This is a genomic window from Nocardia sp. NPDC057272, assembly GCF_042668615.1.
GTDB lineage: Bacteria > Actinomycetota > Actinomycetes > Mycobacteriales > Mycobacteriaceae > Nocardia.
Genome location: NZ_JBHUYK010000003.1, coordinates 1 through 16,754 on the forward strand (window position 1 = coordinate 1; position 16,754 = coordinate 16,754).

At 68.3% G+C, this 16,754-nt stretch carries 20 protein-coding genes; 11 read left to right on the plus strand and 9 right to left on the minus strand.

All coding sequences use genetic code 11. The features are described from left to right. A partial coding sequence (locus ACFULV_RS05295) for an ESX secretion-associated protein EspG (RefSeq protein WP_378653420.1) occupies nucleotides 1–524 on the plus strand: 524 nt, incomplete at its 5' end. 73 nt (nucleotides 525–597) lie between these two features. Here the strand turns inward: ACFULV_RS05295 and ACFULV_RS05300 are convergent. The 3 genes from ACFULV_RS05300 to ACFULV_RS05310 are packed head-to-tail and all read right to left on the minus strand — an operon-like array spanning nucleotide 598 to nucleotide 2,640. Beyond that, a complete protein-coding gene (locus ACFULV_RS05300) occupies nucleotides 598–1,266 on the minus strand; it encodes a histidine phosphatase family protein (protein WP_378637859.1) in 669 nt (222 codons plus the stop codon). Continuing rightward, nucleotides 1,263–2,177, minus strand: a complete 915-nt coding sequence (gene pheA / locus ACFULV_RS05305; RefSeq protein ID WP_378653423.1) for a prephenate dehydratase — start codon at nucleotides 2,175–2,177, stop codon at nucleotides 1,263–1,265. The genes ACFULV_RS05300 and pheA overlap by 4 nt, the downstream gene beginning before the upstream one ends. A 40-nt stretch (nucleotides 2,178–2,217) precedes the next feature. Then, nucleotides 2,218–2,640, minus strand: a complete 423-nt coding sequence (locus ACFULV_RS05310; RefSeq protein ID WP_378653425.1) for a hypothetical protein — start codon at nucleotides 2,638–2,640, stop codon at nucleotides 2,218–2,220. Nucleotides 2,641–2,741: 101 nt separating this feature from the next. Here ACFULV_RS05310 and ACFULV_RS05315 point away from each other — a divergent pair, with 101 nt between their 5' ends. The 5 genes from ACFULV_RS05315 to ACFULV_RS05335 all read left to right on the plus strand — a co-directional run bounded on the left by ACFULV_RS05315 (nucleotide 2,742) and on the right by ACFULV_RS05335 (nucleotide 7,276). Continuing rightward, the gene (locus ACFULV_RS05315; protein ID WP_378637853.1) at nucleotides 2,742–3,503 is read left to right on the plus strand and encodes a DUF2470 domain-containing protein; all 762 of its coding nucleotides are present in this window, start codon (nucleotides 2,742–2,744) and stop codon (nucleotides 3,501–3,503) included. A 190-nt stretch (nucleotides 3,504–3,693) separates the two neighbouring features. Then, a complete protein-coding gene (locus ACFULV_RS05320) occupies nucleotides 3,694–4,470 on the plus strand; it encodes a type II CAAX prenyl endopeptidase Rce1 family protein (RefSeq protein WP_378653427.1) in 777 nt (258 codons plus the stop codon). Between the two features lie 167 nt (nucleotides 4,471–4,637). Beyond that, a complete protein-coding gene (locus ACFULV_RS05325) occupies nucleotides 4,638–6,038 on the plus strand; it encodes an LCP family protein (protein WP_378653986.1) in 1,401 nt (466 codons plus the stop codon). Between the two features lie 9 nt (nucleotides 6,039–6,047). Then, a complete protein-coding gene (locus ACFULV_RS05330) occupies nucleotides 6,048–6,584 on the plus strand; it encodes a ferritin (RefSeq protein ID WP_378653429.1) in 537 nt (178 codons plus the stop codon). Between the two features lie 143 nt (nucleotides 6,585–6,727). Next, on the plus strand, nucleotides 6,728–7,276 hold the full coding sequence (locus ACFULV_RS05335) for a ferritin (protein WP_378637846.1): 549 nt from the start codon (nucleotides 6,728–6,730) through the stop codon (nucleotides 7,274–7,276). Between the two features lie 240 nt (nucleotides 7,277–7,516). On the opposite strand, the gene ACFULV_RS05340 is transcribed toward ACFULV_RS05335, so the two are convergent. From ACFULV_RS05340 to ACFULV_RS05355, 4 genes are all read right to left on the minus strand, one after another. Next, nucleotides 7,517–8,437: a DUF5926 family protein gene (locus ACFULV_RS05340; RefSeq protein WP_378637844.1), complete on the minus strand. Its 921-nt coding sequence runs from the start codon at nucleotides 8,435–8,437 to the stop codon at nucleotides 7,517–7,519. 63 nt (nucleotides 8,438–8,500) lie between these two features. Beyond that, nucleotides 8,501–9,268: a glycerophosphodiester phosphodiesterase gene (locus ACFULV_RS05345; RefSeq protein WP_101464998.1), complete on the minus strand. Its 768-nt coding sequence runs from the start codon at nucleotides 9,266–9,268 to the stop codon at nucleotides 8,501–8,503. After that, complete coding sequence (locus tag ACFULV_RS05350; protein WP_378653431.1) at nucleotides 9,265–10,305, minus strand: DUF4328 domain-containing protein; 1,041 nt, start codon at nucleotides 10,303–10,305, stop codon at nucleotides 9,265–9,267. Before ACFULV_RS05350 ends, ACFULV_RS05345 begins: the two co-directional genes overlap by 4 nt. Before the next feature lie 29 nt (nucleotides 10,306–10,334). Next, complete coding sequence (locus ACFULV_RS05355) at nucleotides 10,335–10,694, minus strand: rhodanese-like domain-containing protein (protein WP_378637839.1); 360 nt, start codon at nucleotides 10,692–10,694, stop codon at nucleotides 10,335–10,337. Between the two features lie 336 nt (nucleotides 10,695–11,030). Between ACFULV_RS05355 and ACFULV_RS05360 the strand changes: the two genes are divergently transcribed. From ACFULV_RS05360 to ACFULV_RS05375, 4 genes are all read left to right on the plus strand, one after another. Further along, nucleotides 11,031–11,642, plus strand: coding sequence for a hypothetical protein (locus tag ACFULV_RS05360; RefSeq protein ID WP_301904288.1), 612 nt, complete (start codon nucleotides 11,031–11,033; stop codon nucleotides 11,640–11,642). Nucleotides 11,643–11,879: 237 nt separating this feature from the next. After that, nucleotides 11,880–12,503 (plus strand): superoxide dismutase, encoded by a 624-nt coding sequence (locus ACFULV_RS05365; protein WP_194825332.1) that lies wholly within the window; start codon nucleotides 11,880–11,882, stop codon nucleotides 12,501–12,503. Between the two features lie 159 nt (nucleotides 12,504–12,662). Further along, on the plus strand, nucleotides 12,663–13,190 hold the full coding sequence (locus ACFULV_RS05370; protein ID WP_378637836.1) for a peptidase: 528 nt from the start codon (nucleotides 12,663–12,665) through the stop codon (nucleotides 13,188–13,190). Between the two features lie 359 nt (nucleotides 13,191–13,549). Beyond that, on the plus strand, nucleotides 13,550–14,290 hold the full coding sequence (locus ACFULV_RS05375; RefSeq protein ID WP_378653434.1) for a TMEM165/GDT1 family protein: 741 nt from the start codon (nucleotides 13,550–13,552) through the stop codon (nucleotides 14,288–14,290). On the opposite strand, the gene ACFULV_RS05380 is transcribed toward ACFULV_RS05375, so the two are convergent. Together ACFULV_RS05380 and ACFULV_RS05385 are read right to left on the minus strand one after the other, a co-directional pair. Further along, on the minus strand, nucleotides 14,287–14,925 hold the full coding sequence (locus ACFULV_RS05380; protein ID WP_378637831.1) for a TetR/AcrR family transcriptional regulator: 639 nt from the start codon (nucleotides 14,923–14,925) through the stop codon (nucleotides 14,287–14,289). The genes ACFULV_RS05375 and ACFULV_RS05380 overlap by 4 nt on opposite strands. Beyond that, a complete protein-coding gene (locus ACFULV_RS05385) occupies nucleotides 14,922–15,800 on the minus strand; it encodes an SDR family NAD(P)-dependent oxidoreductase (protein ID WP_378653436.1) in 879 nt (292 codons plus the stop codon). Before ACFULV_RS05385 ends, ACFULV_RS05380 begins: the two co-directional genes overlap by 4 nt. A 149-nt stretch (nucleotides 15,801–15,949) precedes the next feature. On the opposite strand from ACFULV_RS05385, the gene ACFULV_RS05390 reads away from it, so the two are divergent. Next, nucleotides 15,950–16,717, plus strand: coding sequence for an SDR family NAD(P)-dependent oxidoreductase (locus ACFULV_RS05390; RefSeq protein ID WP_358066424.1), 768 nt, complete (start codon nucleotides 15,950–15,952; stop codon nucleotides 16,715–16,717). Nucleotides 16,718–16,754: the final 37 nt, after the last annotated feature.

The window sequence follows — 16,754 nt, forward strand, 5'->3', positions numbered from 1 at the left end:
GTCTCGGAGATGTGTATAAGAGACAGGTCGTCGCCCTGCGCGGGCCGCAGTCCTACGTCATCGACGACGCCGGGCTCGATCTGCCCGGCGCGGTGCTGCAGGCGCTCGGGCCGGTCGAAGCGCTCGAGCTGTACGGGATGAACGCTCCCACCGAACAATTGGCGCCGATCTTCGGCGACACCGGCGACGCGGCCGCCACGACGAAACGCCTGGCCGAGGTGGGCAATCCGGCTACCGACGCACAGGTACTGGCCTCGGCACTGGTGGAGATCCACTCCTACGCCGAGATCGTCGGCGTGGCCTACGGCGACGGCACCCGCGATATCCAGGACAACCACATCGCCGTCTTCAACACGCGCGCAGGCAGATTCATCATCACCGCCAGCGTCGCCGACGACGGCGTGAAGTGGTCGTCCATCGCCAGCGGCACCAACGCCCGCCTCCGCACCGCGGTAGCCGACCTCATCGAGTCCCTCCCGGTCCGCACCGAATTCCCTACCGCGGCAGCCGCTAACCCGGCGTAAGCCCACCCCACCGCAACCGCCCCACCAAACGCCCCCACAACTCAGCCGTAAACCGTAGGCGCAGCCGGAGCGTTCAACCCATGGGGTCGTCGGCGGAGGAGTCGGCTTTGATGGTGAACGGTGGGGTGAATTTGCCCCAGCGTAGGCATTCCCAGCCGCCGTCTTCGGTGGGGAGCAGTTCGATGGTCTCGGTGTTGTCGAGATGGTTGTTCGTTGTGAACGGCGGCGCCACCCCGGCCAGCGCCTTGCCGACCAGGCGCATGGCGGCGCCGTGGTTCACCACCACCACGTCAGCGTCGGCGTCGGGGGTCAGGAATTCCTCGCGCAGGCCGTCGAGGACGGGCAGGATGCGGGCCAGCACTTCGTGGCCGGATTCGCCGCCGGGGGCTCTCACGTCGAGTTCGCCGAGGTGCCAGCCGCGATAGATCTGCTGGAAGAGTTCGTGCGCTTCCCGGTCGGAGCGGCCGTGCAGATCGCCCACCTGCACCTCGTACAGGCCGTCGAGGACGTAAGCCGGTGTGCCGGTGGCTTCTTCGATGTGGCTCGCGGTCTGTCGGGCGCGCAACGCGTCCGACGACACCAGTACCTGGGGCGCGCGCTCCAGGCCCGCGCCGAACGCTTTCGCTTGCGCCACACCACGTTCGGTCAGCGGCAGGCCGGGCACGGCGGTGTCGAGGATCTTCGCGACATTGCCCTCGGTCTCGCCGTGGCGCACCAGAATCAGTTTCGCGCGGGTAGTCATAGGTCCGCGACCCCCTTTCGCAATTGCGTCAACCATTCTGCCGCCGGTTCGTCCGACGGCGGAGGCGTGCCGACTGCCGCTGTCGCGGGCCATGATCCGAGGAAGCGGACATGGGTCGTGCGGTGCAGGGCCTTCAGAGTTTCCGCTACCGCCGGGTCGTCGATGTGTCCGACACAGTCGAGATAGAACCGGTAGGTGCCCATGCCGGTGCGGGTCGGGCGCGATTCGATGCGCGTGAGATCGACCCCGCGCGTGGCGAATTCGGCGAACGCGCGCATCAGCGAACCGGGCTCGTTGGGCAGTTCGAGAACGACGGAGGTTCGGTCGGCACCGGTGGCGGCGGGGGCGATGCCCGGCTGGGTGACCAGCACGAAGCGGGTGATGGCCTGGTCGTGGTCGGCCACGCCCGCGGCCAGGGTCTGCAGGCCGAGTCGTTCGCCCGCCAGCGCGGTCGAGATCGCGGCGTCCGCGGTGCCCGCGGCCACGTCTTCGGCGGCGGCCGCGTTGGACGCCGAGGTGAACGGGCGCGCCTGCGGCATGTTCCGGGCCACCCACTCCCTGACCTGCGCCGCCGCCACGGGATAAGCGGCGAGTGTACGCACATCCGCCAGCGAGGTGCCGGGTCGCGCCAGGATCGTGAAGGTGACCTCGAGCTCGGTTTCGGCCATGATCTGCAAGCGCGGCCCGATGGCGAGGGAATCCAGGGTCGCCGGGATCGAGCCCTCGACCGAACTCTCGATCGGCACCACCGCCCCGTCGACCTCGCCGGTCCGGATCAGGTCGAGCGCCGCCCCTTGACTGGGCGCGGCAATCCGCTCGACCGGCCCGTCGAAGGCCCCCGAGTTCTCGAACTTGACCAAAGCCATCTCGGTGAAGGTCCCGGACGGCCCGAAATACGCTATAGACGGCACACAGAAAGATTAGCTGGACTGCCGCCGTGGGCGGCCCGCCTCAGGAATCCAGGACGCGCAGGGCTTCGGCGACGGCCTGTTCGTCGGGGGTTTCGATGGCCAGCAGGACGGTGCGGGTGGCCTCGATGGCGGCGGGTTTCAGCGATTTGAGGAAGGGGAGGTCGGGGGTGATGAGGGCGGTGGGGATGTCTTCGCCGCAGAGGGCGGCCACGGTGCCCGCGACGATCGCCAGGGCCCGGGGGCCGCTGGTGGTGCGGGCGACGAAGCCGTGGTCGGCGTGGGCGATGCCGGCCAGGAAGGCGGTGAGGTCGGGGTCGGGGATGTCGACGTCGACGGGGGTGGGGGAACTGCCGTCGGGCCGGATCAGGTCGGCCACGAGGCTGCGGCGGGCGGGGGCCGACAGGTTCAGCAGGACGGGTTCGGCGGGGGCGGAATGGTCGTCGCCGTGGTCGTCGTGCGTCATCCGTCCACCGTATCGGCTCGATTCATCGGGGTGTCCTCTTGCGTGTCGGGCGTTTGTAACTTAGCTTAGGTTTACCTAATCAAACGTTCGCGGAGGTTGTCATGTCGAGCCCCACCACGATCCTCGCGCCGACCACCGCCGAGCGGGTGCGAAGTGCGTGCGCTCATGCCGAGACTGCGGTGCTCGCGCTCCCCGGTATCGACCCGGTTCCCACCACGCTGCATCACCTGCGCCGTTGCGGCGACGCGGTGATCGCGGTGCCCGGGTCCTCACTCGCGGCCGCGCTGGCCGCCACGGCCAACGAGACCTCGGCGGTCCTCGAACTCACCGATCACGCGCCCCTGCCGCTGCGCGAGCCGGTCAGGGCGCTGGTGTGGTTGCGCGGTTGGGTGCGCCAGGTACCGGAGCAGGCGCAGCGCGCGCTCGCCATCGAAATCGCCAAGGAGTACCCGCATCCAGGTCTGCTCGATGTCGGGCACGGCGTCACGCTGCTGCGGATCGTGGTGAACTCGGCGGTACTGGCCGACACCGCCGGCGCCGAATCCGTCGACCACGCCGACCTGCGCGCCGCCACGGCCGACCCGTTCTGCGAACTGGAAAGCGCCTGGCTGCAACACATGTCCGAGGATCACGCCGACGTGGTCGCCCAGCTGGCCCGCCACCTGCCGACTCGGCTCCGGGGCGGGCTGGTGCATCCACTGGCCATCGACCGCTACGGGCTCACGCTCCGGGTCGAGAGCAACGACGGCGACCACGATGTCCGGCTGCCCTTCCCCACCCCGGCCGACGACATCGAGTCGCTGAGCCGCGCGGTGCGCGTGCTGGCCGGCTGCCCGTTCTTGAATGGTCTGCGCCGCATCTGAGCTGTGATTTTGGAGCGCTGGCGCGCTCGAGCGGGGCCCTGGAGGCCCCTTTGGTAGAGACACATCAGGATCACCCGGCCCAGGCTGTGTGGGGTTCTGCGTTCGGGCTCGGGGTGGGGGTGCGTCTCACTTCGGGTTGCCGGGCTCGGCGGGAACCTGCTGCGACGCGTTCGCTGCTTACACTGCGCGCATGCGTGTCGATCCTCCCCAGGCCCCGCTGAGCGAACGGGACAGGTTCGGGCTGCGAGTCGAGATCGCGATCGTTCTGCTCGTGACCTTCGGGTTGAGTGGGATCAGTGCCGGTCTGTCCCTGCTCGATTCGGCGTTGTCGCCGGGTGGGGTCGGCGGGCGCACGGTCGCGTTGAACGCCTCGCGGTCGAACAACTCGTTCCTCGATCTGCTGTTCCAGCTCGTCGGGGTGACCCGGCTGTTGGCATGGGCCGCGCTGGGACTGTATCTGTTGTGGCGCAGCGGGATCGGGCCGAAAATGATCGGGCTGGCGCGGATCCGGCGCGGCGATGTCGTGGCGGGTCTGGCGCTGGCCGCGGTGATCGGGGTGCCGGGGCTCGCGCTGTATCTGATCGCGCACGCGATGGGGGTGAGCGTCACCATCGTGCCGAGTTCGCTGTCGGAGCACTGGTGGCGGCTGCCGGTGCTGGTCCTGTCGGCCTGTGCGAATTCCGTGGCCGAGGAAGTGCTGGTAGTGGGTTATCTGATCACCCGGCTGCGCAGGCTCGGCTGGTCGGAGAACTCGTCGCTGGCCGCCTCGGCGCTGTTGCGCGGCAGCTATCACCTGTACCAGGGGATCGGCGGCGGCCTCGGCAATATCGTGATGGGCCTGATCTTCGGCCGCTACTGGCAGCGGACCAACCGCCTGTGGCCGCTGATCCTGGCCCACGCGACGATCGACGCTGTCGCCTACCTCGGCTACAACGTGCTGCGCGGACGCGTCGGCTGGCTGCCGTGAGACGCACCGGCAACGTGCCCGTTCACTGATGCGGACGGCGTGTCGCGGCGAGTTTCACCACATCACCGCGTTTCGCGCTAACAGTGGCCCGCCGACGGGGTATCCCAGTAGTAACCGAGCGCGCAGAACCGACTCGCGCTCTCCACGATCAGTAGAGTTTGACGGTGATGAACGGCGACGATCCCCGCGAGGACCCCCGTAGACGCCGGGTGCCGCCGGCGTCCGGCCGCCCCGCGGTGCCCCCACCAGGTCGTCCTGTGCCGCCGCCCGGCCGCGCGATGCCGCCCGATCCGCGCTATAGCCGTCCGCCCGGCAACGATCGCCGCCCGAATCCCGAGGACGGGCCGACGGTGCGCTACAACCCGGCGCCCCGCCGCGGCGCATCGCACGTGGAACCCACCCAGGTGCTGCACCGCGGCAACTCCGGCGACCAGCCGCTGGCCTACTCGCAGATGCCGTACGAGCGCGAGAAGCCGGGTCAGCCACCACCACCGCCGCCACCACGTCGTGAGCAGGTCAGACACGCGCCGACCCAGCGGCCGGTCCCCCATCACGACGCGCTGCCACCCCGCCGCACTCCCCCGCCGATCGACGCGGGCAGGCAGCCGCGGCCGCCGCGGCGCAGGCGCAAACGTCATCCGTTCCGGTGGTTCACGCTGATCGTCGTGCTGCTGATCGCCGGCCTCATCGCCGCGGTCGTGCACCTGGACAACTCGCTGACCCGCATCACCGCGCTGCCCTCCTACAGCGACCGCGTCAGCAATACCCCGGGCACCAACTGGCTGCTCGTCGGCTCCGACGGCCGCGGTGACCTCTCGACCGAGCAGGAACAGGAACTCGCGACCGGCGGCGACACCGGGCCCGAACGCACCGACACGATCATGATGGTGCACATCCCCTCCTCCGGCCCGACCACGATGGTGAGCCTTCCGCGCGACTCCTACGTGAACATTCCCGGCCACGGCAAGGACAAGCTGAACGCGTCATTCGCGCTCGGCGGCGCTCCGCTGCTGGTCCAGACGGTGGAGGAAGCCACGGGAGTGCGAATCGACCACTACGCGCAGATCGGTTTCGGTGGTTTCGCGAGCGTGGTCGACGCGATCGGCGGGATCGAGATGTGCCTGGACGAGCCGATCGTCGACCCGCTGGCCGGGCTCGACCTGGCCGCGGGTTGTCAGAAACTGTCCGGCCCGCAGGCCCTCGGATTCGTGCGCACCCGCGCGACCCCGACCGCCGATGTCGACCGGATGAACCGCCAGCGGATGTTCATGGCGGCGCTGCTGAAGAAGGCGACGGGCATGGGCACCCTCGCCAATCCGTTCGCCTTGTGGCCGATGGCAACCGGGGTCGCGGGTTCGCTGAAGGTCGACGACGGTGACCACATCTGGAACCTGGCCGCACTCGGCTGGGCGATGCGCGGCGACACCGTCACCACCAGCGTCCCGATCGGCGGATTCGACGACACCGACGTGGGCAACGTGTTGCTCTGGGACAAGTCGAAGGCCTCCGGGTTCTTCGAGGCGCTCGCCACCGATCAGCAGATCCCGGAGGAGCTGCTGACGCGGTAACGTCGAGGTATGCCCGAGAACCTGTCGTTCACCGAACTCTTGCGCGACCAGGTCAGAGCCGGTCTGACCACGGCTCATCAGTATCTGGCCGCCGCCGTCTATTTCGACGCGCAGGATTTACCCGAGCTGGCCGGGCAGACCTACGCGCGTTCGACGGCCAACCACGGGCACGCGATGCGCATGGTGCAGTACCTCCTCGACCGGGACGTGCCGATCAGCATCGGCGGGCTCGACGAAGTGCGTTCGGAATTCGATTCCCCGCGCACCGCGATCGCCTTTCTGCTCGACCGTGAACGGGTCACCACCGCGCAGATCAGCGCGCTCGCAGCGTCCGCGCGTGACACCAATGATTTTCTCGGCGAGCAATTCATGCAGTGGTTCCTGGGCGAGCAAGTCGACGATGTCGCCGGAATGACCACGCTGCTCACTGTGCTCGACCGGCAGGACAACCTGTTCGACGTCGAGGAATTCATCCGCCGTGAACTGCGCGGCTCGGTCCGCGTCGACACCACGGCCCCCCGAATGGCAGGCGCGAGTAAGGCATAGCCTCGCCTACGCGGCCGGCCGTGCGCTGCCCAGAAATGGCTGCGCATCGGCGTTTATTAGGAAATACTTGGTTAGGGAATACTGCCCTCAATAAGGCTGCACTTGGATGACAACCCCCTATGACCAGCATTAATGTTGCCGCCATGTCGATTCATCCGGAAGCCCCGCGAAGCAAGTTCCATACTCTGCTCCAAGACCAGATCCGGCATGAGTTCAATGCCGAGCACCAGTACATCGCGATCGCGGTGTGGTTCGACAACAACGACCTGCCGCAGCTGGCCAAGCGTTTCTACGCACAGTCGGTGGAAGAACGAAATCACGCGATGATGATCGTGCAGTATTTCGTCGACCGCGACATCTCCGTGGAGATCTCGGGCATCGACGCGGCGAAGTCGAAGTTCGAGTCCGCGCGTGAGCCGATCGAACTGGCACTGGCCCAGGAGAAGACGGTCACCGACCAGATCGTGCAGCTGGCGAGCACCGCCCGTGAAGAGGGCGATTACCTCGGCGAGCAGTTCATGCAGTGGTTCCTGAAGGAACAGGTCGAGGAAGTGGCGCACATGACCACGCTGCTCAACATCGCCGATCGCGCCGGGTCGAACCTGTTCGATCTGGAGGCGTTCATGTGGCGGGAGCTGAGCACCCCGAAGGACGCGTCCGGCGCACCGTCGGTGGCCGGCGGCAGCGTCTAGCTCGAACGCGGAAGGATTCGGCTCGCGGGCAGCGAGCCGAATCCTTCGCGTGCGTTTACCAGCCGGAGCCGGAGCCGCCCGAGCCGGTGTTGGCCAGCACGGTGCCGATCAAGATCTGGGCGAGACCGGCGATAGATCCGAGAAATTCCACGATGCCTCTTACTTTCCTTGTCACCGATTGTCCGGTTCAGTCGTGAACCTAGCCGACCGGATCTGTGAAAGAGGCATGTTTCATTAAGTTCAGCGCAGGGTGACCTGACGCGACCGCAAACCGTCGCGCGAACGACGCTCTTCGCTGGTCATCGGCGCGTCGGAGGCCAGCGCCTCGGCCAGGCGAGCACCGAATTCACGTGCCGGGGCCTCCCATTCGGCCGGGTGCCGCTCGGGATCGAGGTCGAACACCGGCACCAGCAGACCGTGCGTGCGGAACGAACCGGCGAAGCGCGAACCCTCACCCAGGTGCAGACCACCGGTGGCGTGCACGCGAGCCAGCGCCAGCATCAGCGCGTCCTCGTCCTCGGGACGCACCCAGCGCACATGCGCCTTCTCGCCCGCGTCGACCCACCAGGCCGCGCCGACGGAATCCGGGCCGAGGTCCAGCCGCGCCGACGGCATGATGGCCTGCTTGGCCTGCTCGATCGTCGCCGCCACCTGCGGATCCGGGGTGACGCCCTCAGGCACCCACCAGTCGAAGTCCTGGTGCACGGTGAGCTCGAGATCGGCGCCGGGATCGATGACATCGGCCAGGCGCGGACCACCGTCGGCAGCCTCGGCGGAGTTCAGCGACTCACCGGGCTCGGCCGACTGGGTCCACAGGATCGCCGCCGCGATATCGGCCGACGGGTCCTCGCCACGGAACTGCATCTGCGTGCCGACGAAGCCGACCGGCTCGTCGCCCGCCCGCACGAGCGCGGCCACCGCGCCGGGCAGCACCGTCGCCAGGGTGACCTCACGCTGCGCGGCCACACCGGGCGCGAGCTTCAAGGTCGCGGTCGCCGACGGCACGAACTCCCGCAGCGCCACCAGATCACATTCGGCGGCAAGACCCTCGAACGGCCGTGTCACGGCCGCGGATGCCTGCTCCTGCGCCGCACGCCGCTGCGCGAGACGCTGAGCCCGATTACTGTCGGGCTTCGGACTGTTCCGCTTGCTTTTACCCACGCGTGGAGTTTATGGCCGAGCGGCAAGTTCGCTTACCGCGCCCCCTGCCCAGGCCGCGTCCGGTCAGACTCCGGCGAGTAGCGCCTTGGTACGACCGGGGTGGTTGGTCGCGACCCAGCTGACGCCCAGGTCGGCGCACAACGTCACGTCCTCGGGATCGTCGACGGTCCAGCAGTAGGTGGCCCGCCCCGCCGCGGCGGCCTTGTCGACGAGTTCGGGATGCTCACGCAGGGTTTTCACCGACGGCCCCACCGCGGTAGCGCCGACCGTCGTGGCCGCGCCACCGCCGAGGAACCGCGACGATTCGCCGAGCAGCACCGTCGGCAGAAGCGGCGCGGCGCGGCGGATCCGCCAGACCGCGGTCGCCGCGAACGACATCACCACCGCGCGGGAATGATCGGCCGAGGCGGGCGTGGCGATGCCGAAGCGCTGCAGTTCGGCGAGCACCTTGTTCTCCACCAGGGCGCCGTAGCGCACCGGGTGTTTGGTCTCGATGAACAGTTTCGTCGGGCGGGTGCGCCAGTCGAGGACGAGTCCGATCAGATCGCTGAGCGCGAGCACGCCCTGCGGTGCTTCGTCGGTGCCGAAGTTCATGTCGCGCAGCTCGTCCAGCGTCAGTTCGCTGACCAGGCCGGTGGCATCGGCGGTGCGGTCGACGGTGCGGTCGTGCACGCAGACCAGGTGGCCGTCGCGGGTGAGCCGGACATCGCATTCCACACCGTCGGCCCCCTCCTGCAGGGCTAGCTCGTACGCGGCGAGGGTGTGCTCGGGTCGTGCCGCCGACGCGCCACGATGCGCCACCACGAAGGGTGGGCGATTGTTCTGGCTCACTTGGCCACGACCTCCTCCTGCGTATTCTCGCCTGCCCGGACAGCATCCGCGCGTTCGACCTCATCGTGCCCGGCGTCGTCGCGCGCCGCGACAGCGCCCGGCTCGACGGGCGCGATGACGACCTGCGCGGGGTCGGCCGCCATCACCCAGCGGTGCGCGGACCTGATGTCGCCGCGCAGGTCGCGACCTTCCAGCGTGCGCACCATCCACAACGTGAGCATCGCGAACCCGGCAGCGCACAGGTTGGTGAAACCGGTGAACGAGACACCGTCGGCCTCGGCCTGCAGCGTCGACGCGTCGCGCCACAGCGTCGCCGCGATCAGCAGCAGCCCGCTGAACACCCAAGCGGCCCACCAGATCCGCACGGCCCGCCACGAGCGCGGATCGGGGTCGGCGCCGAGGAGTTCGGTGAGGAACACGCCCGGCCAGATCAGATTGACGCCCGGCACAAGGCATCCCGCGATCAGCGACCAGCGCTTGCGTGGGTCACGCTTGCCGTAGGCGGTGAACACGATCGTGCGCGCCTCGATCAGCCAGGCGACCAGCGCCACCGCGGTCACCAGCGCGTAGATCGGCGCGATGACGCCGAACACCAGCACTGTCGCGTCGGAGATCGACAGCAGCCAGCCGGGAATGAGCCGGGCGCGGTTCTGCAACAGGATCAGGTAGCGGCCGTACTCGGCCAGCCCGGCGAGCAGGAAGACGATCGTGGTACCGAGCAGCAGCCGGTCGCGGTGGGCGGCGATGCCGCGCAGCGGGCGTTCGGGCGTGCGAGCCGGGGACGGCGGCGGGTCGAGCAGGCCCCAGCGCGGGGTCTGGGTGTAGCGCGGGGTCGGCCCGAGCGGGGCCGAGGTGGTGGCGCCCGCCTTACGGGTGCGGTGGTCGGGTCGGCGCGCGACCCAGCGGTAGTTGCGCTGGGTGGCGGGCGCGTCGACCTTGCCGGGCGAGAGCAGCACCCCGCGGCAGCGCGGGCACCAGTGCATCGGCGCGCCCTGCACGGCCCACCGCGCACCACAGCGTGCACATGGTTGCACCACCGAACTCACCCGCGCACCCCGCTTCCGGACTAGTAGATCTTGGCTTCGTGGTCGCCGTCGGCGACCACCGGGCGGCCGGTCCGCTGCCAGGCCACCATGCCCCCCGCGACGTTGACCGCTTCGTACCCGATGTGGGCGAGATACCGGACGACCTCGATGGACCGGCCGCCCTGTCGGCACACGACGTAGAGCTCGGCGTCGATGTCGAGCTCGTCGAGGCGGGCGGGCACGTCGACCATCGGGATGTGGATCGCGCCCGGCGCGTGCCCGAGGTTCCATTCGTCGGGTTCGCGCACGTCGAGCAGCTGCGCACCCGGCGCGGGGTCCGCGTGGTCGAACGCGGCGGGTACCGCACCCACCGGCACGGCGGGGACATCGGAGCTCGTCACGCCTCGATCCTGCCATGCCGCGCGCGTTGCCGGGCGAGCCTGTGCGAGGACGAGGCGCCGCGCGGGCCTCAGCTATCGGTCAGCACACGGCCAACGGGAACCGGCTGCCGACAACGCCGACAGCCGGGTGGAACCAGCCGGGAACGACCGATCCGGGACTCCCCTCCATGTCATCCCGGAGCGGTCGTTCGCCGCTGACGTCGGGATTCGTGGAGTGTGTTCTGTCCCGACATCTACTTGGACGCAAGCGGGGCCGATTCGGTTCCATAAAAACGAGAACACTAGAGAAAATCTTAAATCCTGGGATCTGGGCGGCCAGATCGGTAGCCTGGGCGCATGAACGTGAGCAGGGGGCTACTCGACAGTTTCGACATCAACGGCTTGAATACCGCTTTGTCCGAATCCACGTGTCTAGGGGTAGAAGTGGATGCCGCGGCGGGCCGGCTGCAACTCGCTCTGGAGGTGCTGACGCTACCCACGGATGGACCCGCGCCGATCGACACGAAAGTTCTGCTCACCTTCACCGGAGTCACCCGGGTCGCGGCCTCCCTGCGCATCCAGCGCTGGGACGATGTCGACGCCCGTGTGCTTCCCCTGAGCCTCGACCAGCTCGACGAGGCCATCGAGAGCTTCGGCGGCGGCGGGTTGCACGGCTGGGAATTCATCGACCTCGACGACAGCGGCTGGACGCTGTGGAGCGAGTTGCTCAGCTTCGACACGGTCCTCGATCAGCGGATCGCCGCGCACGTCATCGAGTTCTCCCAGGAAGAAGGCATCGACCCGCGCGAACTCGACGTCCGCGTGTGGTTCGACAAGATCTCCGTCACCGACACCGCGGGGCGCGAGATTCCGATGAACGAGTTCATCGACGGTGGGCGGCGCTGGTGGGACGCGCACGCCACCGGCGACGCCAGGACCACCAAAGCCGACATCGCACCGCCGCTGTAATTTTGAGCGCTGGCGCGCTCGAGCGGGGCCCTTCGGGCCCCTGATCTTCCCTCCCTCCGGGTACTCCTTCGTCGCACCCTCCACTCAGTCCAGATCAGGGCGGGCCCCTTCAGAGACATCCGGGCCTCAGGGAATCGGGGGCACGGTTCGCGGGTTGCACGGGGCGGGTGTACGAATGATGGTTGGTGTTGTCGTCCGAACTGGGCGCACACAGCCCGACACACGGAAAGGGACATCGTGGCCGTCTACACGCTGCCGGAACTGGATTACGACTTCGGCGCACTGGAGCCTCACATCTCCGGTGAGATCAACGAGATCCACTACACCAAGCACCACGCCGCCTACGTCGCAGGCGCGAACAAGGCACTCGAGCAGCTCGAGGAAGCCCGTGAGTCCGGCGACCTGGCTGCCATCCTGCTGCTGGAGAAGAACCTGGCCTTCCACCTCGGTGGCCACTACAACCACTCCGTCTGGTGGAAGAACCTCTCCCCCAACGGCGGCGACCAGCCGGACGGCGACCTGGCCGCGGCCATCGCCGACCAGTTCGGTTCGTTCGACAAGTTCCGCGCGCAGTTCACCGCTGCCGCCAACGGGCTGCAGGGCTCCGGCTGGGCCGTCCTGGGTTACGACACCCTGGGCCAGAAGCTGCTGACCTTCCAGCTGTACGACCAGCAGGCCAACGTGCCCACCGGCATCATCCCGCTGCTGCAGGTGGACATGTGGGAGCACGCGTTCTACCTGCAGTACAAGAACGTCAAGGCCGATTACGTGACCGCGTTCTGGAACGTCGTCAACTGGGCCGACGTGCAGGACCGCTTCGCCCGGGCCGTCGGCCAGGGCAAGGGCCTCATCTTCGGCTAGTCCGCCTCAGGTGTAGCGCGAAAGACCTCCCAGTCATTGGCTGGGAGGTCTTTTGCGTAGATTGCCCGTTCTGGCACTCACTGGTACTTGTGTGCCAGACGGGTTTGGGGTTATTCCTGTCATACGGGCACAGTCGCCCCCGTTAGTCGGGAGGCCATCATGAATACACAGGGTCCGATCGGGATCACGCCGTTTCAGGCGCGGGGACGATTGAGCGGGTTCGTGGTGTCGGGGCGGTGGCCGGATACCACCAAGGAATGGGCACAGGTGCTGGTGCTGGCCGTGCGGGTGGCGTCGATGCCAGGCTTGCTGGTGACCAGCACGGTATTCGGGGTGCGCGAGGAGCTACCCGACGACCCGGAACCGGGCACGGTGGGCCTGGTGATGGCCGAGGGGCCGGTACTGGGCGATCAAGCGATCGAACCCGGCCGGTTCGCCGCGCACACCCCGCCGGCGCTGCTGATGCTGCACCCACCGTCGGAGACCCGTCCGTCGCTGCCCGAATGCGCGGGCGCGGCCTCGGGCTGCGTGTTGCTGCCCGGCGTGCCGCACCTCGGTTTGGAGCATCGCGCGGCATGGGCCGAGGCCGAACTCGACGGCACGATCACCTCGCTGGTGAGCCGGGTCGGGATGGATCTGATCAGCGATCCCGATACCGCCGTGCTCGCAATGCTGCTGGCGGCCTGAGTCTTTCGCCCGCGACGGGCGGGCGAATGTCTGGCAACGGGTCTGCGTGCCACTGAAATCAGGGAAACCGAACTATCACCGCCGCACACCCAAACTTATTGTGCCCATTGAGATTTGGATTACCAGGACTTGGCATACCGGGAGCAACCGGACTAGAGTGGTGGACAGCGAAGGGGAGTAGCCCGCAATCGCCCAGTCGACATACTGATCGCCGCCGAATTCGGCGCGGTCCGGCTGCGTGAACCGGTGACCACCGGTGGGCGAGACCTTCGGCCACGAACCGATCCGTCGACCGGTGTGGCTGAAGGCGCACCCGTCTTTCAGCCGCAGGCCGGAGTATTTTCCTGGGAGCTGACTTCATGATCGCCACGATCCTGCTGAGCTTCGGCGTGCTCTTCCTCGCCGAACTCGGCGACAAATCCCAACTCATGGCGCTGACCTTCTCGCTGCGCTACCGCTGGTGGGTGGTGCTGGCAGGCATCAGCGTCGCCAGCGTCGCCGTGAACCTCATCGCCGCGGGCGTCGGGCACTTCCTCGGCACCGCCCTGCCCGCGAACGCCATCGCCGTCGTCACCGCGCTCACCCTGCTGGTGGTCGGCCTCTGGACCCTGCGCGACGCGCTGAGCAGCGATAACGACTCCGAAGAAGCCCCGGAGCCGCCGAGCGCCCGCAACGCCTTCCTGGTGGTCATCTCGGCCTTCACCCTCGCCGAACTCGGCGACCGCACCATGTTCGCCGCCGCCGCCCTCGCCTCCAGCAACAACTGGCTGGCCGTCTGGATCGGCTCGGTCGCCGGCATGGTCGCCGCGGGCGGACTGGCGATCCTGGTCGGCAAGTTCGCGGGCAAGCACCTCCCCGAACGCGGCATCGCCACCGCCTCGGGCCTGCTGTTCCTGTTCTTCGCGGGCAAAACCGTCCTCGACGCGTTCGTGCCCGCGCTCAGCGGTTGGGGTTCGGCGGGCCTCGCCCTGATCGTGCCCGCGGTACTCGGCCTCGGCGTCCTGGTGTGGCGCAAGCGCGGGCTGTCCGCGGCGCGGGCGAGCGAGCCGGCCGGCGTCCGGAGCCGAGTTCTCGAAAAGGGCGTCCTCGAAAAGGGCTAGGCGAAGGCGTTGCCGTAGAGGGTGCCGGAGCGGCGGGCCAGGGCGATCAGCTGGTCCTTGATGCCACGCAGGCTTTCCGGGTCGTCGGCGGCGATGCGGCCGGTGACCATGGCGCCGATGGCGGCGGCCAGGGTCGCGCAGGCGAATCGCTGGTCCTCGGATTCGGCGCCGAGCATGGTGGAGACCACCTCGACGAATCGATGCTGCAGGGCCATCCGCGCCTCGATGGCCGATGGGCCGACCGCGTAGACCTCCACGAGGAACAGCCGGGCCGAGGCCGGGTCGTCGATCATGTGGTCGAAGTAGGCGGTGAGGATGCGGTCCATTCTGGTGAGCGCGTCGGTGTCGGCGCAGTCGGCGATCACCGTCTGGAGCTTCTCGGCCAGTGCGCTCGACACCCGGTCGAAGGCCGCGTTGAAGCAGTCCTCCTTCGACCGGAACAGCTCGTAGAACGTTTCCCGTGAAACCCCGGCGCGCTTGAGCACGGCCGCCACCGGCGTGCCGACATAGCCGCCCACGGTCATCGCCTCCCCCATCGCGACGAGAATGCGCTCACGCTGAGAGGCGATCACTTCTTCGCGCGACAGATGGTGGCGTCCACGCGGAAGTTGTTGCCGCAGGGTCGAATCGCTCATGACTGCCGTTCCATTCTGCGGGGCCGGGCCGGCTGTTCGGTGGTGAAGGGGACGTCCTCGGTGCGGGCGATGTCGATGGCGCGGGCCAGGCGGTCGCCCTGCACGCGCTGCACGACCAGTTGGGCCAGCAGCCGGAACGGCCGGACCAACGCTACCCACCAGGGAGAGACCACGGTCTTGCGTCGTCGGGCGATGGCGCGTTCCAGCGCTTCGACAGCGGGTCCGACGGGTGAGCTCCCGGTGAGGCTGGTCTCCCCCAGCACGGTGTGCGCGGCGGCCGTACCGAATCCACGCGCCGTCATGTCGGTGTCGATCCCGGCGAAATAGCTGACCCCCACCTTGGCCCCGGTCGACCGGAGTTCCGCGCGCAGCGTGGCGCCGAGCGAGGCGACCGCCGCGGCCGAGGCGCTGTAGGCCCCGCCGAGCGGCAACTGTACGGCGGTGGAGATCGACGACATCATCAGCACATACCCGCCCGAATGCGAAAGATGCGCGCCCGCCGCCGACACCGTGTAGGCGACCCCGAGCACGTTCACCGCGAGGGTTTCCTCCAGCACCGACGGATCTCCGCCGATCATCGCCATCTGCTTGGCGACTCCCGCGTTGGCCACCAGCACATCGAGTCCGCCGAGTTCGGCGACCAGCACCTCGACCACCCGCTCGACCTGCCCCCGGTCGGCCACATCGCAATACCGCCACGGCACATCGCCGCATTCCGCGGCCACTTCGGCCAGCAGTTCCGGCTCCAGCCCGAGCAAGGCGACGTGGGCCCCGCGCGCGGCCAGCCTGCGGGCGAGCGCGGCACCGATCCCACGAGCGGCCCCGGTGATCAGGACCCTGCGTCCGGCTACCGACGGACCGGCGAACGATCTCATGACGGCACGCTACCACCGGTAAACACCGGTGTTCACGACGATTTCCCCAGCACTCCGGATGCGTGTTCCAGACCACACCTGGTTCACGCTAGGGTGCCACTATTGGCAAGCGGCACAATAAGCCGCCATTCAATACAGGAGGATTTGTCGTGGAGATTTCGGGTTCCGCTGCCATCGTTACGGGAGGCGCGTCCGGTCTCGGTGCCGCCACCGCCAAGCGCCTCGCCGACGCGGGCGCCACTGTGTTCGGGCTTGACGTTCCCGCGTCCATCGAGCGCGCGGGCGACAACGTGCCCGCCGGCGTCACCTTGATCGCGGCCGACGTGACCAGCGGTGACGAGGTCGCCGCCGCGATCGCCCAGATCACCGAGGGCCCGGCGCCGCTGCGCATCGTGGTGAACTGTGCCGGTGTCGGCTGGGCGGGTCGCATCCTGTCCAAGAACGGCCCGCACGACCTGGAGCTGTTCCGCACCGTCATCACCGTGAACCTGCTCGGCACGTTCAACGTGATGCGCCTGGCCGCCGACGCCATCGCCAAGACCGAACCGGTCGACGAGTACGGCCAGCGCGGCGTGGTGATCAACACCGCCTCGGTCGCGGCGTTCGAGGGCCAGGTCGGCCAGATCGCCTACTCCGCGTCCAAGGGTGGCGTGCACGGCATGACCGTCCCCGCCGCGCGCGACCTCGCCCAGTTCGGCATCCGCGTCAACACCATCGCCCCCGGCATCATCGACACCCCGATGCTCGCCGGCGTCACTCCCGAATACCGCGCGGGCCTCGAAGCCGGCGTCCCGTTCCCGTCGCGTCTCGGCCGTCCCGACGAGTACGCCCAGCTGGTGGAGTACATCGCGGCCCACGACTACCTCAACGGCGAGACCATCCGCATGGATGGTGCGCTGCGTATGGCCCCGCGCTAGTTCCTGCTGACAACCCGGCGTGATCGTGCAATCGGGG

What these genes read in the sequence shown, in the direction of transcription:
- ACFULV_RS05300 (WP_378637859.1), bottom strand. Translation starts at nt 1,266, where the DNA reads ATGACTACCCGCGCGAAACTGATTCTGGTGCGCCACGGCGAGACCGAG.
- ACFULV_RS05310 (WP_378653425.1), bottom strand. Translation starts at nt 2,640, where the DNA reads ATGACGCACGACGACCACGGCGACGACCATTCCGCCCCCGCCGAACCC.
- ACFULV_RS05315 (WP_378637853.1), top strand. Translation starts at nt 2,742, where the DNA reads ATGTCGAGCCCCACCACGATCCTCGCGCCGACCACCGCCGAGCGGGTG.
- ACFULV_RS05320 (WP_378653427.1), top strand. Translation starts at nt 3,694, where the DNA reads ATGCGTGTCGATCCTCCCCAGGCCCCGCTGAGCGAACGGGACAGGTTC.
- ACFULV_RS05325 (WP_378653986.1), top strand. Translation starts at nt 4,638, where the DNA reads ATGAACGGCGACGATCCCCGCGAGGACCCCCGTAGACGCCGGGTGCCG.
- ACFULV_RS05330 (WP_378653429.1), top strand. Translation starts at nt 6,048, where the DNA reads ATGCCCGAGAACCTGTCGTTCACCGAACTCTTGCGCGACCAGGTCAGA.
- ACFULV_RS05335 (WP_378637846.1), top strand. Translation starts at nt 6,728, where the DNA reads ATGTCGATTCATCCGGAAGCCCCGCGAAGCAAGTTCCATACTCTGCTC.
- ACFULV_RS05360 (WP_301904288.1), top strand. Translation starts at nt 11,031, where the DNA reads ATGAACGTGAGCAGGGGGCTACTCGACAGTTTCGACATCAACGGCTTG.
- ACFULV_RS05370 (WP_378637836.1), top strand. Translation starts at nt 12,663, where the DNA reads ATGAATACACAGGGTCCGATCGGGATCACGCCGTTTCAGGCGCGGGGA.
- ACFULV_RS05375 (WP_378653434.1), top strand. Translation starts at nt 13,550, where the DNA reads ATGATCGCCACGATCCTGCTGAGCTTCGGCGTGCTCTTCCTCGCCGAA.
- ACFULV_RS05380 (WP_378637831.1), bottom strand. Translation starts at nt 14,925, where the DNA reads ATGAGCGATTCGACCCTGCGGCAACAACTTCCGCGTGGACGCCACCAT.
- ACFULV_RS05385 (WP_378653436.1), bottom strand. Translation starts at nt 15,800, where the DNA reads ATGAGATCGTTCGCCGGTCCGTCGGTAGCCGGACGCAGGGTCCTGATC.